Source organism: Stenotrophomonas sp. FBCC-B152, from assembly GCF_059134105.1.
Genome location: NZ_CP101442.1, coordinates 133,956 through 151,075, shown reverse-complemented (window position 1 = coordinate 151,075; position 17,120 = coordinate 133,956). Strand labels below are relative to the sequence as shown.

At 63.7% G+C, this 17,120-nt stretch carries 13 protein-coding genes; 5 read left to right on the top strand and 8 right to left on the bottom strand.

What is annotated here, in order from left to right:
• Positions 1-505 precede the first annotated feature (505 nt).
• The gene (locus tag NMB40_RS00675) at positions 506-814 is read left to right on the top strand and encodes a SymE family type I addiction module toxin (protein ID WP_494359827.1); all 309 of its coding nucleotides are present in this window, start codon (positions 506-508) and stop codon (positions 812-814) included.
• Positions 815-1,008: 194 nt separating this feature from the next.
• Here the strand turns inward: NMB40_RS00675 and NMB40_RS00670 are convergent, their stop codons facing one another.
• Positions 1,009-1,731 carry a hypothetical protein gene (locus NMB40_RS00670; protein WP_494359826.1) on the bottom strand — a complete coding sequence of 241 codons (723 nt, stop codon included), beginning with the start codon at positions 1,729-1,731 and terminating at the stop codon, positions 1,009-1,011.
• Positions 1,732-2,043: 312 nt separating this feature from the next.
• Between NMB40_RS00670 and NMB40_RS00665 the strand changes: the two genes are divergently transcribed.
• Positions 2,044-4,029 carry a glycoside hydrolase family 99-like domain-containing protein gene (locus tag NMB40_RS00665; RefSeq protein WP_494359825.1) on the top strand — a complete coding sequence of 662 codons (1,986 nt, stop codon included), beginning with the start codon at positions 2,044-2,046 and terminating at the stop codon, positions 4,027-4,029.
• A gap of 38 nt (positions 4,030-4,067) precedes the next feature.
• Here NMB40_RS00665 and NMB40_RS00660 read toward each other — a convergent pair whose 3' ends face one another.
• Positions 4,068-4,694: a CoA transferase subunit B gene (locus NMB40_RS00660; protein ID WP_494359824.1), complete on the bottom strand. Its 627-nt coding sequence runs from the start codon at positions 4,692-4,694 to the stop codon at positions 4,068-4,070.
• A gap of 1 nt (position 4,695) precedes the next feature.
• A complete protein-coding gene (locus NMB40_RS00655; RefSeq protein ID WP_494359823.1) occupies positions 4,696-5,430 on the bottom strand; it encodes a CoA transferase subunit A in 735 nt (244 codons plus the stop codon).
• A gap of 142 nt (positions 5,431-5,572) precedes the next feature.
• On the opposite strand from NMB40_RS00655, the gene NMB40_RS00650 reads away from it, so the two are divergent.
• Together NMB40_RS00650 and NMB40_RS00645 are read left to right on the top strand one after the other, a co-directional pair.
• Positions 5,573-6,922 (top strand): phosphohexomutase domain-containing protein, encoded by a 1,350-nt coding sequence (locus NMB40_RS00650; RefSeq protein ID WP_494359822.1) that lies wholly within the window; start codon positions 5,573-5,575, stop codon positions 6,920-6,922.
• A gap of 11 nt (positions 6,923-6,933) precedes the next feature.
• Entirely contained in the window at positions 6,934-8,337 is a 1,404-nt protein-coding gene (locus NMB40_RS00645; RefSeq protein ID WP_494359821.1) for a mannose-1-phosphate guanylyltransferase/mannose-6-phosphate isomerase, read from the top strand.
• Positions 8,338-8,371: 34 nt separating this feature from the next.
• Here NMB40_RS00645 and glmS read toward each other — a convergent pair whose 3' ends face one another.
• Both glmS and NMB40_RS00635 read right to left on the bottom strand, forming a co-directional pair.
• Positions 8,372-10,213, bottom strand: a complete 1,842-nt coding sequence (glmS, locus tag NMB40_RS00640) for a glutamine--fructose-6-phosphate transaminase (isomerizing) (RefSeq protein WP_494359820.1) — start codon at positions 10,211-10,213, stop codon at positions 8,372-8,374.
• Between the two features lie 214 nt (positions 10,214-10,427).
• Positions 10,428-13,757, bottom strand: a complete 3,330-nt coding sequence (locus tag NMB40_RS00635; protein WP_494359819.1) for an autotransporter domain-containing protein — start codon at positions 13,755-13,757, stop codon at positions 10,428-10,430.
• Positions 13,758-13,890: 133 nt separating this feature from the next.
• On the opposite strand from NMB40_RS00635, the gene NMB40_RS00630 reads away from it, so the two are divergent.
• A complete protein-coding gene (locus tag NMB40_RS00630; protein ID WP_494359818.1) occupies positions 13,891-14,772 on the top strand; it encodes a class I SAM-dependent methyltransferase in 882 nt (293 codons plus the stop codon).
• A gap of 8 nt (positions 14,773-14,780) precedes the next feature.
• On the opposite strand, the gene rfbD is transcribed toward NMB40_RS00630, so the two are convergent.
• The 3 genes from rfbD to rfbA are packed head-to-tail and all read right to left on the bottom strand — an operon-like array spanning position 14,781 to position 17,112.
• Positions 14,781-15,674: a dTDP-4-dehydrorhamnose reductase gene (rfbD, locus tag NMB40_RS00625; protein WP_494359817.1), complete on the bottom strand. Its 894-nt coding sequence runs from the start codon at positions 15,672-15,674 to the stop codon at positions 14,781-14,783.
• Positions 15,671-16,228, bottom strand: a complete 558-nt coding sequence (gene rfbC, locus NMB40_RS00620) for a dTDP-4-dehydrorhamnose 3,5-epimerase (RefSeq protein WP_494359816.1) — start codon at positions 16,226-16,228, stop codon at positions 15,671-15,673. The genes rfbD and rfbC overlap by 4 nt, the downstream gene beginning before the upstream one ends.
• Complete coding sequence (rfbA, locus tag NMB40_RS00615; protein ID WP_494359815.1) at positions 16,225-17,112, bottom strand: glucose-1-phosphate thymidylyltransferase RfbA; 888 nt, start codon at positions 17,110-17,112, stop codon at positions 16,225-16,227. The genes rfbC and rfbA overlap by 4 nt, the downstream gene beginning before the upstream one ends.
• Positions 17,113-17,120: the final 8 nt, after the last annotated feature.

Here is a 17,120-nt window from a genome sequence, read left to right as displayed (position 1 = left end):
CGTTATATCGAACACTTTGTCCAGACTGCGGCACAATGTTCGCTTTGGCGAACATTCCAAACGACACCGCGCATACGTCACCGAGATCGCAGTCTTCTCGCGCGCAATTGTGGATTTGATGCCGTAAGCGCCAATGGAAGTGTTGCCGCAATCGGCTTGTTTGGCGCGGGTCCAATCAAAACGCCAACTTGATTCCATATCGCCACACCCCGGCGCACCAATGCTTTCCGCCGCACCATAGGGCCATCACGTCATACCCATTGATAGCGTCAACTGAAGCGCGTGAATCAACAGGAACAATCTACTGGAGGTATGGTCGCCGGGTTCGCATGGTGTGCCCGTGAGTTTGAAAGCTCCGCTACAGCATATCGGTCCTCCTATGTCGGGAGGGCGACGGAATAAAACACCCTTCAGGGGAATACGTCGCACCGTCTGCTGTAGCACGGCTTTCAACCTCCCGACTCCCCTCGCCGTCCCGGTGGGGGAAACACTTTGGAGAGCCACCATGCATTCCCATGACAACGATGCGCCCATCCGTTCCACCCCTCGCACCCACCTCGGATGGCATAAGCCCAAGCGGATTCTGGTGGGTTCGCTGATCTACAACGACGAAAATCCGCAGCCAGGCGACCCGATCATCCCCTGCATCAAACTGCGCGGCATGTGGATGTCCGAAGCCGGCATCGCGCCTGGAACCCGTTTGACGGTGGAGATGTATGACGGCGCCATCCTGCTGCGTGCGGCGGAGCCGGCCGTGTCGGTGCAGCTTCGACCGATCAGGCGGCGTCTCGGGCGGTCGTATTCAGCGCAGTGATGGGTTCAGCGACGTGCGGCGTCAACCTACCGCTGCGGGGGGGCGCCACATTGACGCGGGGCAAGCCAAGGGCACTGCGCTTCCACGTTCCCCGGACGTGCCACTGTGCTTAGTCCGCCGGATCACGCAGGAGCAGCAGCGAAGATCCGCACAGGATCTTCGCTGCTCTGGCTTTGGCCGAGTGCCCGCTTCGGTTAGCGCCAGATGTATCCCAGAACGCCCTCAAAGTGCGCGTACTTGACACCCTCACAGTTGGCATCGGTGGTATCAAAGTGATCACCCCACCTGCCGGAAGGCAGCCCAGCCACTCGCATGCAGCGGTAGAGCGGAACCGTACCAGGGAGCGGCGTCGCCGCCACGTATCCGGTCACCGGAATCTGCGGCATGGGCAAGTGCCCCTCACATGCAGGATCGCGTGACGTAAACCGGTCGCTGTAGTCATTCGCCATGCATCCGTAAAGCGTCGCGCCCCCGGCGAACGGCACGTTGGAAATGAAGCCAAGTACGCCTTGACGCCTGCCTGGATGCGTCTGATAAGAAGGTGCCGGACGTACGGAGAACGTGATGTCACGCCAGAACCAGCGTTCCAGGTCTACGAGTTGAACGCCCGCTGGTACAGAAAACGGCGAAACGCCTGCATCGGCATGAGAGCCTTCACTTGCTCCCAGATAGAGCGATTCCTGCGCTGATGCAGAGCCGACCGCTGCCAGCGCGGCCATCATAGAACCAATGAAAAAACTCCTTGCCATTCGAATCCACTCCTTAGAATTGGTGCGCCCAACGCGCGGCGTGAGTCTAGGCGTGTTGTACGCAACAAAACTGAGACCAGCGTCGCCATGCTCCCTGGTATAGGAAACTTCAATCGACCATTCGAAGCTTTCAAGGGACGCGAAGAATTTCCAGAATTTTGCATTCACTGATACTCGTTCCGCAGTACCACCACCAACAACCTGCGGAGCAGACGGGAAACGGCGCAGTCGGCGCCGTTGGCGGCACGCGGCAGTAAGTGGAGGATCGCCCCGGGGCCATCCTGCTGAGCGTGGATGCGCCGGTCCCGCCTGTTGTGGCTCGTAGAGCATCGACGCAAGGCGTCGATCTACGAGGGTAGGCGGCAGTGCGGCACCCCCATTTGCTGCTGTCCGGCCAAACCCCGAGAATGGCGGTCATTACCGTTGTCCTGGAGCCTGCATGCCTGCTGTCGCGTTCGCCCTGACCGGGGTCTGCCGTTCATGACCACCCTGAAGGCCAAGCTGCGCGCAGCGGTCTATCTCGCCCTGCGTACGGGCTTCCGGGCGCTGCCCCTGTCAGATGGGCAGCGCGACCGCCTGCGCGGCCGCTTCCTGGACCGGCACTCGAACTGGGTGCCGCCACCGCCGCGCGGGCGGCTTGATGGTTCGGGCGGCGACGGCGCCCGCCGCCCGCTGGTCCGCGCCGATGAGCCAGCCATCGGCCACGTGCCGTACCGGGCCGAGGCCTTGCCTGCAACGCTGCCGGCCACCCTGGTGGCGTTCTACCTGCCGCAGTTCCACCCGATCGAACAGAACGATGCCTGGTGGGGCAAGGGTTTCACCGAATGGCGCAATGTCACCCGCGCCCTGCCGCAGTTCGAGGGCCACGTGCAGCCGCGTTTGCCGGCCGACCTGGGCTTCTACAACCTGCGCAACCCGCAGATCATGCGCGAACAGGCCAGCTTGGCGCAGGAATACGGCATTGGCGCGTTCTGCTTCTACTACTACTGGTTCAGTGGCACCACGCTGCTGGAGACGCCGCTTCGCCAATGGCTGGCCGACAACAGCATCGAAATGCCGTTCTGCCTGTGCTGGGCCAACGAGAACTGGGCCCGGCGCTGGGACGGGCGCGGCGATGACATTCTCATTGGCCAGCAGCACAGCACCGAGGACGATATCGCCTTCATCGCCCACGTGGCCGACTACCTGCGCGACCGCCGCGCATTGAAGGTGGATGGCAAGCCGATGCTGCTGGTATACCGCCCGCACCTGCTGCCCGACGCACGTGCCACCGCGCAGCGCTGGCGGCAATGGTGCCGCGACCACGACATCGGCGAGATCCACCTGGCGTACGTGCAGGGCTTCGAGCGCCCGGACCCGCGCGATATCGATTTCGATGCGGCCGTTGAATTCCCGCCGAACATGAGCAACCCGCGTTCGCTGACCGCCGACCAGTACCTGATCAACCCGGATTTCCACGGTGACGTGCGCGACTGGCGCGAGCTGGCCAGCGAGATCGCCGCGCGCCCCCTGCCCGACTATCCGCTGTACCCCGGGGTAAATCCCGGCTGGGACAACGAGGCGCGCCGTTCCGGGCGTGGCCGCGTGTACCTGCACGCATCCCCGCGCGGCTACCGCGACTGGCTCTCGACCACGATCCACCAGCGTCTTGCACCGGTGCCCAAGGACCAGCGTCTGGTGTTCATCAACGCCTGGAACGAGTGGGCCGAGGGCGCGGTACTGGAGCCGGACCTGCGGCTGGGCCATGCGTACCTGGATGCCACCCGGCAGGCGCTGCGTGAGCCATCAACGAAAAACGCTCCCAGCCGCCCCTGTGTGCTGATCCACGCGCGCGAGGTCAGCGCGTTGACGCAGCGGCTGAACGCGATTGGCAGCACGGGCCTGGAATGGCGGATCATCATCACCACTACCGAGGGCCTGCGCCCCACCACTGAACAGGCGGTGCAGCAGACCCCGCTGGTAGCCGAGATCGAGAGCGTTGCCGATCAGGGCAGCGATGTGCTGTCCTTCCTGCAGGTCGCCGAGCGACTGTATGCGGAAGGCGAGCAGGTACTGCTGAATCTTTCTGCAGGCGGCCCCCACGCCCCGCATCAGTCAGACGCCGATCTGCTGGTAGCCGATTGTGCCAGCAATGCCTTCCGGGCGTTCGTGAGCGAGCCGGACCTCGGCATGATCGCCGCTGGACCACGGGGAGCGGTGCCGGCCTCTGTGAGCGACCGCGACCTGGGTGCACTGCGCGCCAGGCTGGGGCTGGAGCCTGCCATCGACGAGCATGAGAACGGGGAAGCCACCGGTTCGTTCTGGGTGCGGCTTTCGGCCCTGAGGCCACTCCTGGATGCGCACCTGCCGCGCTCGCTTTTCGATGACGGTGCGGGCACACAGGCCAAGGCAGTCACCGCCCTCCTCCCCTCCGTTGTGCGCCATACAGGTGCACGTGTGAAAAAGGCAGCCGGGTTGACCGGCTGACGCCAAGCTGCCGGCACAAGCCGGCAGCTTGCGGCGCCTCAGCTGAAGCTGACGCCGGTCTTTTCCTTCAACTCGTCGGTGCTCACGCCCGGCGCGGCTTCGACCAGCTTCAGGCCGTCCTCGCTGACATCGAAAACGGCCAGGTCGGTGATGATCCGGTCCACCACGCCCACGCCGGTCAGCGGCAGGGTGCATTCGGCCAGGATCTTGTGCTCGCCATTCTTGGCGGTGTGTTCCATCAGCACCACCACGCGCTGCACGCCGGCCACCAGGTCCATGGCGCCGCCCATGCCCTTGACCATCTTGCCCGGCACCATCCAGTTGGCCAGGTCGCCCTTGTCGGTGACCTGCATGGCGCCCAGAATGGCCAGGTTGACGTGGCCGCCGCGGATCATCGCGAAGCTGTCGTGGCTACCGAAGTAGCTCGCACCCGCACGCGCGGTAACGGTCTGCTTGCCGGCATTGATCAGATCGGCATCGACTTCGGCTTCGGTCGGGAACGGGCCGATGCCGAGCAGGCCATTCTCCGACTGCAGCCAAACGTCCACGCCCTCGGGGATGTGGTTGGCCACCAGGGTCGGCAGGCCGATACCGAGGTTCACGTAGGCACCATCGGTCAATTCGCGGGCGGCGCGCTGCGCCATTTCATCGCGGGTCCATGCCATCTCAGTTGCCCTCCGCACGCACGGTGCGCTGTTCGATGCGTTTTTCGGGGGTGGGGTTGTGCACGATGCGGTGCACGTAGATGCCCGGCAGGTGCACCTGGTCCGGGTCGATGCTGCCCACCGGCACCACCTCTTCCACTTCCACCACGCACAGCCGGCCGGCCATCGCACAGGCCGGGTTGAAGTTGCGCGCGGTCTTGCGGAACACCAGGTTGCCGGCCTCGTCGGCCTTCCACGCCTTGACCAGCGCCACGTCTGCGCGCAGCGCGGTTTCCATCACGTAATGCTTGCCGTCGAACTCGCGGGTTTCCTTGTCTTCGGCCACCACGGTGCCGTAGCCGGTGGCGGTGAAGAAGGCGGGAATGCCGGCACCGCCGGCGCGCAGGCGCTCGGCCAGGGTGCCCTGCGGGTTGAATTCCAGTTCCAGCTCGCCGGCCAGGTACTGGCGTTCGAATTCCTTGTTCTCGCCCACGTAGGACGAAATCATCTTGCTGATCTGCCGGGTTTCCAGCAGCTGGCCCAGGCCGAAACCGTCCACGCCGGCGTTGTTGGAAATCACCGTCAGGCCCTTCACCCCGGTATCGCGCAGCGCCGCGATCAGCGCCTCGGGAATGCCGCACAGGCCGAAGCCGCCGACCGCCAGGGTCTGGCCATCGGCCACTGCGCCCTGCAGCGCCTCGGCGGCGCTGGCATAGCGCTTGCCGCGCCGGCCGCCGTTGTCTGGGGAATTGCTCATCTACGCCCTCACCTCGTTGATGTAAGCGGCCATTGTAGCCATTGCCGGGCACAGCCCCGGCTAAACCGACATTCCGGCTGAAAACGATTCCCATACATCACAGCGGCTAAACTCGCCTACTGACTTATGGATAGGACTTTCGATGACCCTCCCCGCATTCAAGGCATACGACATCCGCGGCCGCGTGCCGGACGAGCTGAACGAGACGCTGGCGCGCCGGATCGGCGTGGCGCTGGCAGCCCAGCTGGAGCCGGGCACGGTGGTGGTGGGTCATGACGTGCGGCTGACCAGCCCCGGCCTGCAGGACGCGCTGGCCGCCGGCCTGCGCGGCGCCGGCCGCGAGGTGCTGGACATCGGCCTGTGCGGCACCGAAGAGGTCTATTTCCAGGTCGACCACCTCAACGCCGCCGGCGGGGTCATGGTCACCGCCAGCCACAACCCGATGGATTACAACGGGATGAAGCTGGTCAAGCAGCAGGCCCGGCCGATCAGCTCGGACACCGGCCTGTTCGCGATTTCCGATGCGGTCGAGGCAGACACCGCGCCCGACGCGGCGCCCACGGCGGGCATCCAGTCGCACACCGACAAGAGCGCCTACATCGAGCACCTGCTCAGCTACGTGGACCGCGCCGCGCTCAAGCCGCTGAAGCTGGTGGTCAACGCCGGCAATGGCGGCGCGGGCACCATCGTGGACCTGCTGGCCCCGCACCTGCCGTTCGAATTCGTCCGCATCGCGCACGAGCCCGATGGCACCTTCCCCAACGGCATTCCGAACCCGCTGCTGATCGAGAACCGCGAGATGACGGCGCAGGCTGTGCGCGAGCACGGCGCGGACTTCGGTATCGCGTGGGATGGCGACTTCGACCGCTGCTTCTTCTTCGACCACACCGGCCGCTTCATCGAAGGCTATTACCTGGTGGGCCTGCTGGCCCAGGCCATCCTCGCGCGCCAGCCGGGCGGCAAGGTCGTGCACGACCCGCGCCTGCTGTGGAACACCGTTGAGATGGTGGAAGAAGCCGGTGGCCAGGCCGTGCTGTGCAAGAGCGGGCACGCCTTCATCAAGGAAAAGATGCGCAACGAAGACGCCGTTTACGGTGGCGAGATGAGCGCGCACCATTACTTCCGCGAGTTCGCCTACGCCGACTCGGGCATGATCCCGTGGCTGCTGATTGCCGCGCTGGTGTCCGAATCGGGCCGCTCGCTGGCCGACCTGGTGGAAGCGCGCATGCAGAAGTTCCCGTGCAGCGGCGAAATCAACTTCAAGGTCGCCGATGCCAAGGCCGCCGTGGCCCGGGTGATGGAGCACTACGCGGCGCAGGCGCCGGTGCTGGACCACACCGACGGCATCAGCGCCGACTTCGGTCAGTGGCGCTTCAACCTGCGCAGCTCCAACACCGAGCCGCTGCTGCGGCTTAATGTGGAAGCGCGTGGCGATGCGGCCCTGCTGCAGCAGCGCACCGATGAAATCTCCCAGTTGCTCAAGGCATCCTGAGGCCCAGCCCGATGAACGACATCCTTCCGGTGATCCTGTCCGGCGGCTCCGGCACGCGGCTGTGGCCGCTCTCGCGCGAGGCCTACCCCAAGCAGTTCCTGGCGCTGGCCGGCGAACAGACCATGCTGCAGGCCACCTGGCAGCGCGTGGCGCCCATTGCCGGGCGCGCACCGCTGGTGGTGGCCAACGAAGAGCATCGGTTTGTCGCCGCCGAACAGCTGCAGCAGCTGGACGTGCAGCCGCAGGCCATCCTGCTGGAGCCGGTGGGGCGCAATACCGCCCCGGCCATCGCGGTGGCCGCGCTGGAAGCCACCCTGGAAGAGGGCGACCCGGTGCTGCTGGTGCTGCCGTCGGATCATGTGATTGCCGATGAGGAAGCCTTCCGCGCCGCCGTGCTGCGTGCGCTGCCGGCCGCACGTGATGGCAAGCTGGTCACCTTCGGCATCGTGCCGACCGGGCCGGAAACCGGCTACGGCTACATCAAGGCCGCATCCGGCGATGCGGTGCGCGCGGTGGACCGGTTTGTCGAAAAACCCGATGCCGATACCGCCCTGCAGTACGTGCAGTCGGGCGAGTATTTCTGGAACAGCGGCATGTTCCTGTTCAAGGCCTCGCGCTACCTGGCCGAACTGGAACGCCTGCAGCCGGCCATGCTGGCGGCCAGCCGCAACGCCTGGCAGCTGGCGCGGCGCGATACCGACTTCACCCGCCTGGACAAGGAGGCCTTCGCGGCCGTACCGGCCGATTCCATCGACTACGCGGTAATGGAAAAAACCGCCGACGCGGTGGTGGTGCCGTTGGACGCGGGCTGGAACGATGTAGGCTCGTGGACCGCGCTGCGTGATGTATCGGCGCAGGATGCCGATGGCAACGCCCATCACGGCGATGTCATCGCCATCGACTGCCGCAACACCTACGCCTATGGTGAGCGCCTGATCGCGCTGGTCGGGCTGGATGACGTGATCGTGGTGGAGACCGATGATGCGGTGATGGTCGGGCGCAGCGACCGCATGCAGGAGATCAAGCAGGTGGTGGCCCGGCTCAAGGCCGACCAACGGCCCGAAGCCACCTGGCACCGCAAGGTGTACCGCCCTTGGGGCGCCTACGATTCGATCGACAACGGCGAGCGTTTCCAGGTCAAGCGGATCACGGTCAAGCCCGGCGGCACGCTCAGCCTGCAGATGCACCACCACCGCGCCGAACACTGGGTGGTGGTCAGCGGCACCGCCGAGGTTACTCGTGGTGACGAGGTAATCCTGCTGGGCGAAAACCAGAGCACCTACATTCCGCTGGGCGTGACCCACCGGCTGCGCAATCCGGGCAAGCTGCCGCTCGAGCTTATCGAGGTGCAGTCCGGAAGTTATCTTGGCGAGGATGACATCGTGCGCTTCGAGGATACGTACGGGCGAAGCTGAAAGAGAAAGGGCCGGTCATTGACCGGCCCTTCTTTCATTCCACCGTAACGCTCTTTGCCAGGTTGCGTGGCTTGTCCACGTCGGTGCCGCGCGCCAATGCTGTGTGGTACGCCAGCAACTGCACAGGAATGGTGTGCACCACTGCGCTCAGTGCACCCACATGCCTGGGTGTGCGGATGACATGTACGCCGTCGGTCTCGACAAAATGGCTGTCCTGGTCGGCGAACACGAACAGCTCGCCGCCGCGGGCGCGCACTTCCTGCATGTTGGATTTGACCTTCTCCAGCAGGCTGTCGTTGGGCGCGATCACCACCACCGGCATGTCTTCATCCACCAGCGCCAGCGGGCCGTGCTTGAGCTCGCCGGCCGGGTAGGCCTCGGCGTGGATGTAGGTGATTTCCTTGAGCTTGAGCGCGCCTTCCAGCGCGATCGGGTAATGCAGGCCACGGCCCAGGAACAGGGCGCTGCTCTTGCGCGCGAAACGCTCGGCCCACGCGGCAATCTGCGGCTCCATGTTCAGCGCGTGCTGCACGCTGCCCGGCAGGAAGCGCAGCTGCTCCAGGTAGTCCGCTTCCTGCGCCGCATCCACCCGGCCGTGCAGCTTGCCCAGCACCACGGTCAGCTGGAACAGTGCGGCCAGCTGGGTGGTGAAGGCCTTGGTGGAGGCCACGCCGATCTCGGCGCCGGCACGGGTGTAGCACACCAGTTCGCTGGCGCGCGGGATGGCGCTTTCGGGCACGTTGCAGATCGACAGCGTGTGCAGGTGGCCCAGCGACTTGGCGTACTTCAGCGCCTCCATCGTGTCCAGGGTTTCACCGGACTGGGAGATGGTGACGATCAGGTGCTTCGGGTTGGCATAGGCGGCGCGGTAGCGGTACTCGCTGGCGATTTCCACGCTGCACGGCAGGCCGGCGATGGATTCGATCCAGTAGCGCGCGGTCAGGCCGGAGTAGTAGCTGGTGCCGCAGGCGAGGATCTGCACGCCTTCGATGCCGGCCAGCACGGCTTCTGCATTCTTGCCGAACAGTTCGGCCGGGAAGCCGCCGGCGTCGATGGCCGCTTCGATGGTGTCGCCCAGCGCGCGCGGCTGCTCGTGGATTTCCTTCTGCATGAAGTGGCGGTACGGGCCCAGCTCCAGCGAGGCCAGCGACACATCCGACTGGTGCACGCCACGGTCCACCGGCAGGTTGTGCTCGTCGAACACCTGCACGCCATCGCGGCGGATGTCGGCGGTGTCGCCCTCTTCCAGGAAGATCACGTTGCGGGTGGAGGAGATGATGGCCGAGACGTCGGAGGCGACGAAGTTCTCGCCCTGGCCCAGGCCCACCAGCAGCGGGCAGCCCATGCGTGCGCAGACGAAGTGGTCCGGCTCGGCACGGCTCATCACCGCCAGCGCATAGGCACCGGTGAGTTCCTTGACCGTACGCTGCAGCGCCGAGAGCAGGCTGTCGCCGCCCTTGAGGTGATGGTGCATCAGGTGGGCGATGACTTCGGTGTCGGTCTGCGACTCGAACACGTAGCCGAGCGCGCGCAGCTTCTCGCGCTGCTCCTCGTGGTTCTCGATGATGCCGTTGTGCACCAGCGCCACGCCGTGGCTGATGTGCGGGTGGGCATTGGCCTCGGTCACGCCGCCATGGGTGGCCCAGCGGGTGTGGCCGATGCCGAGGGTGGCATCGAAGCCTTCAGCGGCCGCGGCCTTCTCCATTTCGGCCACGCGGCCGGTGCGGCGCACGCGGCGTACGTCGGGCTGGGACTGGGTCTGGTCCAGCACCGCGATGCCGGATGAATCGTAGCCGCGGTATTCCAGGCGCTTCAGACCTTCGATCAGTACCGGTACCACATCGCGATCCGCGATCGCGCCAACAATGCCGCACATTGCAGAATTTCCATCCAGGCAGGGGGACCAGATGATACAACCGTTCCAAGGTTGCCAAAGGAATCGGACATGGTGGCCCGCCCTGGGGATTGATCTGGATTCAGCCCAAGAGCCTCATGGTTGAGAACGACTTTCTTGGGTTCGAGGGCCACTCACGGACCTAAACGACGAAGCGCGCTCGCGGGCGCGCTTCGTCGTTGCATGGCTCTCAGTCTCAGAACGCAAGTGACCAGTTGAACTGGGCGCCGACATCGCGCTGCCCATCCCCCTTTCGCCCCTGCATCTGCAGCGACAGGCGGCTTTGCGTGCTCGTCTTCACCGCTACTCCCAGCTGGGCCAGGACGCTGCTGCGAGCGAGCGGAACGCCGGCGATGGTGAATTCCTGCGTACCGGCAGCGAAGCGCGCGGTCGCGGTCGGAAGCCGGTCACCGTCGGCGTACTGCCAACCCAAGCGTGCGCTCACCACGGCCCGGTCCTGCTGTCCGTTACTGATGTCCCAATCTGCCTTCAGCGCAGTCAGTGCGGTGCGGTAACGGCTATCGGCTGCGTCCAGTTTCAAGGCGCTGTCTCCCCCACGCTCCTGGGTACCATCGCTCTTCAGCCGCACGTCGGCCAGTTCGAGCTCCGGGGTCAGCTGCAGACGCGGACCACCAAAGGTCCACCCCGCCCGCACAAACGCCGTGGTGCCGGTCGCGTCCTCGCGGGCCAACAGGTCTTCGCTGAAGCGCGGCCCCACTGCCGTGGTACGGGTCGTATCCGTGCGGAAGTCGGCCCGGGTCACACCGCCGCGCAGGCTCAAGCCCTGCCAGCGATAGTTCGCGTATACCCCGTACTCTGTCGCATCAGTCTCGGCCGACGCGATGCGTTCGCGCAGCTGGTTGTCCAGCCGCTGATGGCCAGCGGCCACGCCAAGCTCCAGCGAGTCGCCGAGCCGCCAACCCGCGCCTGCCATGACGCCCTGCCCCTGAACTCGATATGCAGCGTTCTCGGAGGTTCCATCGATATGTGTCTGGATGCCACTAGCGGCCAGCCAGGCACGGATTCCGGGAGTGATGTCGCCACTGATGGCGGCACCATCCAGGTAGCGGTCAATGCCATCGTGCAGGAAGCGATTCTGCAACAGCGCGCCGCGGGTGGACGCATGCACCTCACCCGACAAGCTATCAAACGCCGGAATCACCTCATCGGACGACAAACGCACCGCTGCATCGTAAACAGCATGGCCATATCCCAAGGCTTCGACCGCGCCCGCAGCCTGCTGCTGGTTCGCCGTCAGCCCCAAGTCGGCGAAGGAGCCCAAGTTGCGGGCCATGGTCAGGTACACCGCATTGGCGTCGTAGCTGAGCGTTGGCGTCAGGAAAGCAAAGTCGCTGCCAACTGTGGAAAAGTTGCCACTGATGCCGTTGCCCGCAGTCAGAACGGTATAGCGCGTGGACGGTTGCCAGTCTCCAGATGCCGCCACCGCCAGCGTGGATGCTCCTCCCAGCGTGGCGCGGCCAGTCACGTCGACACGATCACTGCTGCCGTCGGCGGCGACGTCCACCCGATAGGTTGCGCTGCCGTCGAAAATGAGGTCGCCACTGACTGCGAGCCGCCCAACAGTCGCTTCCGCTCCCGGATCCAGTACGCTACCGCTCATCAGGTGCGCACTTCCGAGCGTGCCGTTGCCGGCAAGTTGTGCCTGGTTACTGAGGTTCAACTGCCCCCCCAGGCTGCCATTGATGATGGCACGGCCGCCGTCGACCGCAACGATTCCCGCGTAGCCGCTGCTGTCACCACTGAAGACGAGTTGGTTGCGGCCCTGCTGGAAGGTCCCCGTCCCGCTAAGTTTGCCGGCGTAGTCGAGCGAACCGACCGAATCCAGCCGGACCACCCCTGCGCCACCAATGTAGATGTCGCCGGTAGGCAAGGCGAGGTTCAACACGCGGAGTGTTCCGTCTTCAACACGCGTGGCACCGTTGAAGGCACCCCCGCCGAGCACCAGCTCGCCGCCCTCGCGTTTGACCAGAACACCATCGCGCAGCGTTCCCGCCAGCGTTGCGCTGCCGCCGGTTGCTACCGACACATCGACCCCGCCGAGAAGTGCTATCTGGTTTCCCAACACCACGCCGTCAGCGATAGCGAGCGCGGTGCCATCCGCCATCTCCAGCAGACCGTTACCCAACGCCTGGTTGCCGAACACGGAAACGCTGCCGTTATTGACCTGCAGACCGCCACTCCAGGTGTTGTTACCACGAAGCAACAGATTTCCAGAGCCAACCTTGTACAAGCGCCCCGTTCCTCCTATTGCACCGGAAATGTCGATTTGAGCTTCGGTATCCAGCGTAGAGGCCGCCCCCACCGTCAATGCGGTCGACACGACGAGATCGCCCTGTGACCGCAGCGTACCGCCTTCCAGTTCCACCGAACCTCCGCCGTTGTTGGAGAAGATGCGGCTCGCCGCGTCCGGATCGCGGCCACCTACGATCAATACGGCATCCTTACCCACGCGTAGCGTCCCGGCTCCGTCCTCATATAGACTGAGGCCAATCTGGCCGCGTATCTCTGCCGTTGCGCCGTCGGCGATTTCGAAGTAACCCTCGCTGTATGCCCCAACTGAAAGCTCGTCGCCCGTCCAGCTTGAACCAGCACCGGTAACCAGGACGCGACCACGGGCGGCATAACCCATACCCAGTGAAGCATCGAGCGCTGCAACCCCCCCGTTCTCGACGGTGATGCTGCCATACCCCCACATGCCGACGCCAAGGCTCGCGCCCGAACCAGAAATGGAAAAGCGCGATCCGGCACCAGAAACCAGCACTTCTCCATGGCCAGCACCCAGGGTGCGGTTGGTTTCTCCGATGCTCACCCACCCTGTGACAACGTTCACCTGCCCGCCATCAAGAATTCTCAGCGTGCCCCGGCCGATGTCTCCAATAGCCAGATTCCTGCTGTTGGTCCAGTTGCTGCCCGCACCTGATACCTCAACCACGCCCCTACGGATGTGCGCAACCGCGCTTGTCATAGAGGCGCCGCCGGTAACTTCAACCTTACCTTCGCCTGACTGCCCAACGTAAAGCGTCTGGCCGACATCCAAGCGGCTATCCCGGCCTTCGACTGCAATGTTTCCGACGGCCCCCCTCAAGTAGCCTACGAACGCATCCGTCCCGATCTGCACTGCACCGCCCGACTGGATGTTCAGCGTACCCCTGCCTGTGTCGCCAACCCGGATCGAGCTGGAGTGCGCACCAGAGCCACTGACCAGCGCCGTGCGTCCACTATCGATATAGGCCGGCGAGGACGTGGCCGTGGGCACGCCCAGCTGCCAGTTGGCGGGGTCGCTCCAATCGTTGTCGACGGTGCCTTGCCACTCGTTCCAGCCCGGGTCAGCGGCGAGCGCGCTCGCACTGATGCAGCAGAGCACGAGGGCTGTCGCAAGCGGGGCCAGTCGAGGGGCGAGGCGCAAGCCAGCGCCCGCTGCCTTGCCGGCGAGCGCGCCCAATTCAGATACCACCTGGAGACAATTCAAAGAACGGTTGAAGACAACCCGGTAAACGAGATTCACGGACATTCCCTGTCTGGCATTGCGTCGATTTTGACAAAGCGCTTAAGAAGCGCAAATATGAATGAACCCCGTACATAATTCAACAAAAATTCATCGAGTTGCTCTTCAACCCATACTCTCGGAGGCGCCAGAGATGAAGCGATGCATCGAATGCTCGTCGACACACGATTCGGTAGATTGGCGATGTCCCGAATGCGGATTTGCACCGGCTTTGATCGACGGAACCTTGGCATTTTCTCCTGAGTTCTCGAGCGCCACTACGGGTTTCCGGCCGGAGGTGTTCTCGCAACTGGCGAGCCTTGAGGCCAGCAATTTTTGGTTCAGGGCGCGAAGCAGCCTGCTTGTCTGGGCCGTGAAACGACACTTTAATGACATGCGCAGCTTCTTCGAGATCGGCTGTGGTACCGGCGTGGTGCTGAGTAGCGTCTCAGGGGCATTTCCCGGCGCCCGAATGGCGGGAAGCGAAATCCTCAGTGCGGGCCTTCCGTATGCCGCTGAGCGCGTAAAAGGTGCGGAACTTTTTCAGATGGATGCGCGGCGAATACCCTATGACCAGGAGTTCGACGTCATCGGCGCCTTCGATGTCCTGGAACACATCGAAGAGGATGGCACGGTGCTTGACGAGATCCATCGCGCCGTCGCACCGGGCGGGGGCGCCATCTTCACCGTTCCCCAGCATTCCTGGCTCTGGAGCAGCACCGACGAGTACGCATGCCATGTGCGCCGGTACGGTATAGGTGAGCTCAGGCAGAAGTTGGAAAAAGCCGGGTTCCGCGTCGTCTTCGAAAGCTCATTTGTCAGCCTTCTGCTACCACTGCTCTACGTCTCTCGTTTCTCACGTAAACGGGCACCTGCGGAAGACGGCATGCCGGAACTCAACCTTCCATCACTGCTGAATCGCGCACTGCTGGGGGCGATGGCAGTTGAGCGGGGTATGATCAAGGCGGGCGTTCGCTTCCCGATCGGCGGCAGTGGTCTTGTGGTGGCGAAGAAGATGGAAGCCGAGAGCGAGTAGTTGCTTCTTTATCTGACCTGCGCCATTACCCCGGCCAAGCCTTCCTGCCAGCTCGGAAGAGTAATTTCGAAATCCGATTGAAACTTGCTGACGTCCAGCCGGGAATACGCCGGCCGTCGGGCCTTGGTGGGGTAGCCAGCCGTCGGGATGGCCTCTACCTTCGGCGCCTTTGCCAGTACTCCGCGCTCGACTGCTTCGGCGAAAATGGCTTTGGCGAACCCATGCCAACTCGTTTGGCCCTGAGCGGTCAGATGCCACAATCCGGAAAGCGCACCCGGATGACGCATCACTTTTGATGTCGCATTCGCGATGAGGGATGCAGGGGTCGGCGTTCCGAACTGATCTGCCACTACCTTCAGAACGTCACGGTCGGTACCGAGACGCAGCATTGTCCGCAGGAAATTTGCACTGTGCGGTGCGTACACCCATGCCGTTCGGAAAATCATATGACGGCCACCTGCATCGCGAACGGCATTTTCGCCGGCGAGCTTGCTGAGCCCGTACACGCCAAGCGGCGCGGTCGCGTCATCTTCGCGATAGGGACGGCACGCATTTCCATCGAAAACGTAATCAGTCGAATAGTGCACCAGCGGAATACCAGCCAAGGCGCACCAACGCGCGATTACACCCGGAGCGATTTCATTGATTCGCCGGGCGAGATCGGGCTCGTCTTCGGCCCTGTCCACATTGGTGAATGCCGCGGCATTCAGGACCCAACTTGGACGGACGCGCCCAAGCACGGCAGCCAGCGTTTCTGGGCACCCAAAATCAGCACGTTCGCACGGCGTACCGTCAGTCAGTACTCCGCTTCTGGTAGTGGCAACCACGCGTCCCTGCGGTGCCAGCGCCCGCAGCAGTTCCTGACCGAGCTGGCCGTTACCACCAAATACCAGGATCGTCATGCTGCGTACACCGGCAGCCGATCGCCGGAGACCTCCTTCAGGAAGGGGGCCTGCTGATCCTTTGCCGACAGTGATGGCAAAGTGATCGGCCAATCTATGGCGAGGTCTGCGTCATTCCATCGAATTGCGGCGTCCGCTTCCTTTACGTACACATCCGTACACAGGTAGTTGAACAGCGCGGTCTCGGACAGCACCGCAAAGCCGTGTGCAAATCCCGGAGGAATCCACAACTGCCGACGATTTTCTCCACTGAGGATGAAGGCCTCCCACCTACCGAATGTTGGCGAACCCTGCCGGATATCCACCGCTACGTCATAGACCTCGCCCTGCAATACCGTCACCAGCTTCCCTTGGGGCCGCGGCCATTGGTAGTGCAGGCCTCGCAAGACGCCACGCGCAGAGCTGGACACGTTGCTCTGCACGAAACTACCGGGCAGCCCCTGCTCCGCATACCGCTCAGCGTTCCACGTTTCGAAGAAGAAACCACGGGCATCACCGAACACGGACGGCTCGATCAAGACGCAACCCGGTAGCGACGACGCAATCAACTTCACCGCACGACGCCTCGCTGGAGCAACTTGTGCAGATACTGGCCATATCCATTCTTGATCAGCGGTGCCGCCAGGGCCTCCAGCTGCGCATCATTGATCCAGCCACGGCCATACGCGATTTCCTCCGGGCAGCAAACCTGCAAACCCTGCCGGGTCTGGATGGTTTCGATGAAGTTCGACGCCTCCAGCAACGACTGGTGGGTGCCGGTGTCAAGCCAGGCAAAGCCACGACCGAGCGCTTCCAGATGCAGCTGGCCATCGCGCAGGTAGCGCTGGTTGAGATCGGTGATTTCCAGTTCTCCGCGCGGTGAGGGCTTGAGCTCGGCAGCGTAGTCGCTGGCATTTCCGTCGTAGAAGTACAAGCCAGTAACCGCATAGTTGGACCGCGGCTTTTCCGGCTTTTCGACCAGGTCCACGACTTTGCCCTGCTTGTCGAACTCGGCAACACCGTAGCGCTCCGGGTCATTGACCCAGTAGCCGAACACGGTAGCGCCCTGTTGGCGCTGGTCGGCGCTGTGAAGCACTTCGCTCAATCCATGCCCGTGGAAAATATTGTCCCCCAGCACCAGGCAGCTCGGCTTTCCGCCAACAAAGTCCTTGCCGATCAAGTAAGCCTGCGCCAGTCCATCCGGGCTGGCCTGCACGGCATACTCGATATTCATGCCCCACTGCGAGCCATCGCCCAGCAATGCCTGGAACAAGGCCTGCTCGTGCGGGGTGTTGATGATCAGCACGTCGCGAATTCCCGCCAGCATCAGAACGCTGAGCGGGTAGTAGATCATTGGCTTGTCGTACACCGGCAGCAGCTGCTTGCTGACGCCCTTGGTGATCGGATACAGGCGCGTGCCCGAACCACCGGCGAGGATGATGCCTTTACGCTGCGTCATGTTAAATC

What these genes read in the sequence shown, in the direction of transcription:
- rfbA (WP_494359815.1), bottom strand. Translation starts at nt 17,112, where the DNA reads ATGACGCAGCGTAAAGGCATCATCCTCGCCGGTGGTTCGGGCACGCGC.
- NMB40_RS00665 (WP_494359825.1), top strand. Translation starts at nt 2,044, where the DNA reads ATGACCACCCTGAAGGCCAAGCTGCGCGCAGCGGTCTATCTCGCCCTG.
- NMB40_RS00675 (WP_494359827.1), top strand. Translation starts at nt 506, where the DNA reads ATGCATTCCCATGACAACGATGCGCCCATCCGTTCCACCCCTCGCACC.
- rfbD (WP_494359817.1), bottom strand. Translation starts at nt 15,674, where the DNA reads ATGACGATCCTGGTATTTGGTGGTAACGGCCAGCTCGGTCAGGAACTG.
- NMB40_RS00660 (WP_494359824.1), bottom strand. Translation starts at nt 4,694, where the DNA reads ATGGCATGGACCCGCGATGAAATGGCGCAGCGCGCCGCCCGCGAATTG.
- NMB40_RS00645 (WP_494359821.1), top strand. Translation starts at nt 6,934, where the DNA reads ATGAACGACATCCTTCCGGTGATCCTGTCCGGCGGCTCCGGCACGCGG.
- glmS (WP_494359820.1), bottom strand. Translation starts at nt 10,213, where the DNA reads ATGTGCGGCATTGTTGGCGCGATCGCGGATCGCGATGTGGTACCGGTA.
- NMB40_RS00630 (WP_494359818.1), top strand. Translation starts at nt 13,891, where the DNA reads ATGAAGCGATGCATCGAATGCTCGTCGACACACGATTCGGTAGATTGG.
- NMB40_RS00655 (WP_494359823.1), bottom strand. Translation starts at nt 5,430, where the DNA reads ATGAGCAATTCCCCAGACAACGGCGGCCGGCGCGGCAAGCGCTATGCC.
- NMB40_RS00650 (WP_494359822.1), top strand. Translation starts at nt 5,573, where the DNA reads ATGACCCTCCCCGCATTCAAGGCATACGACATCCGCGGCCGCGTGCCG.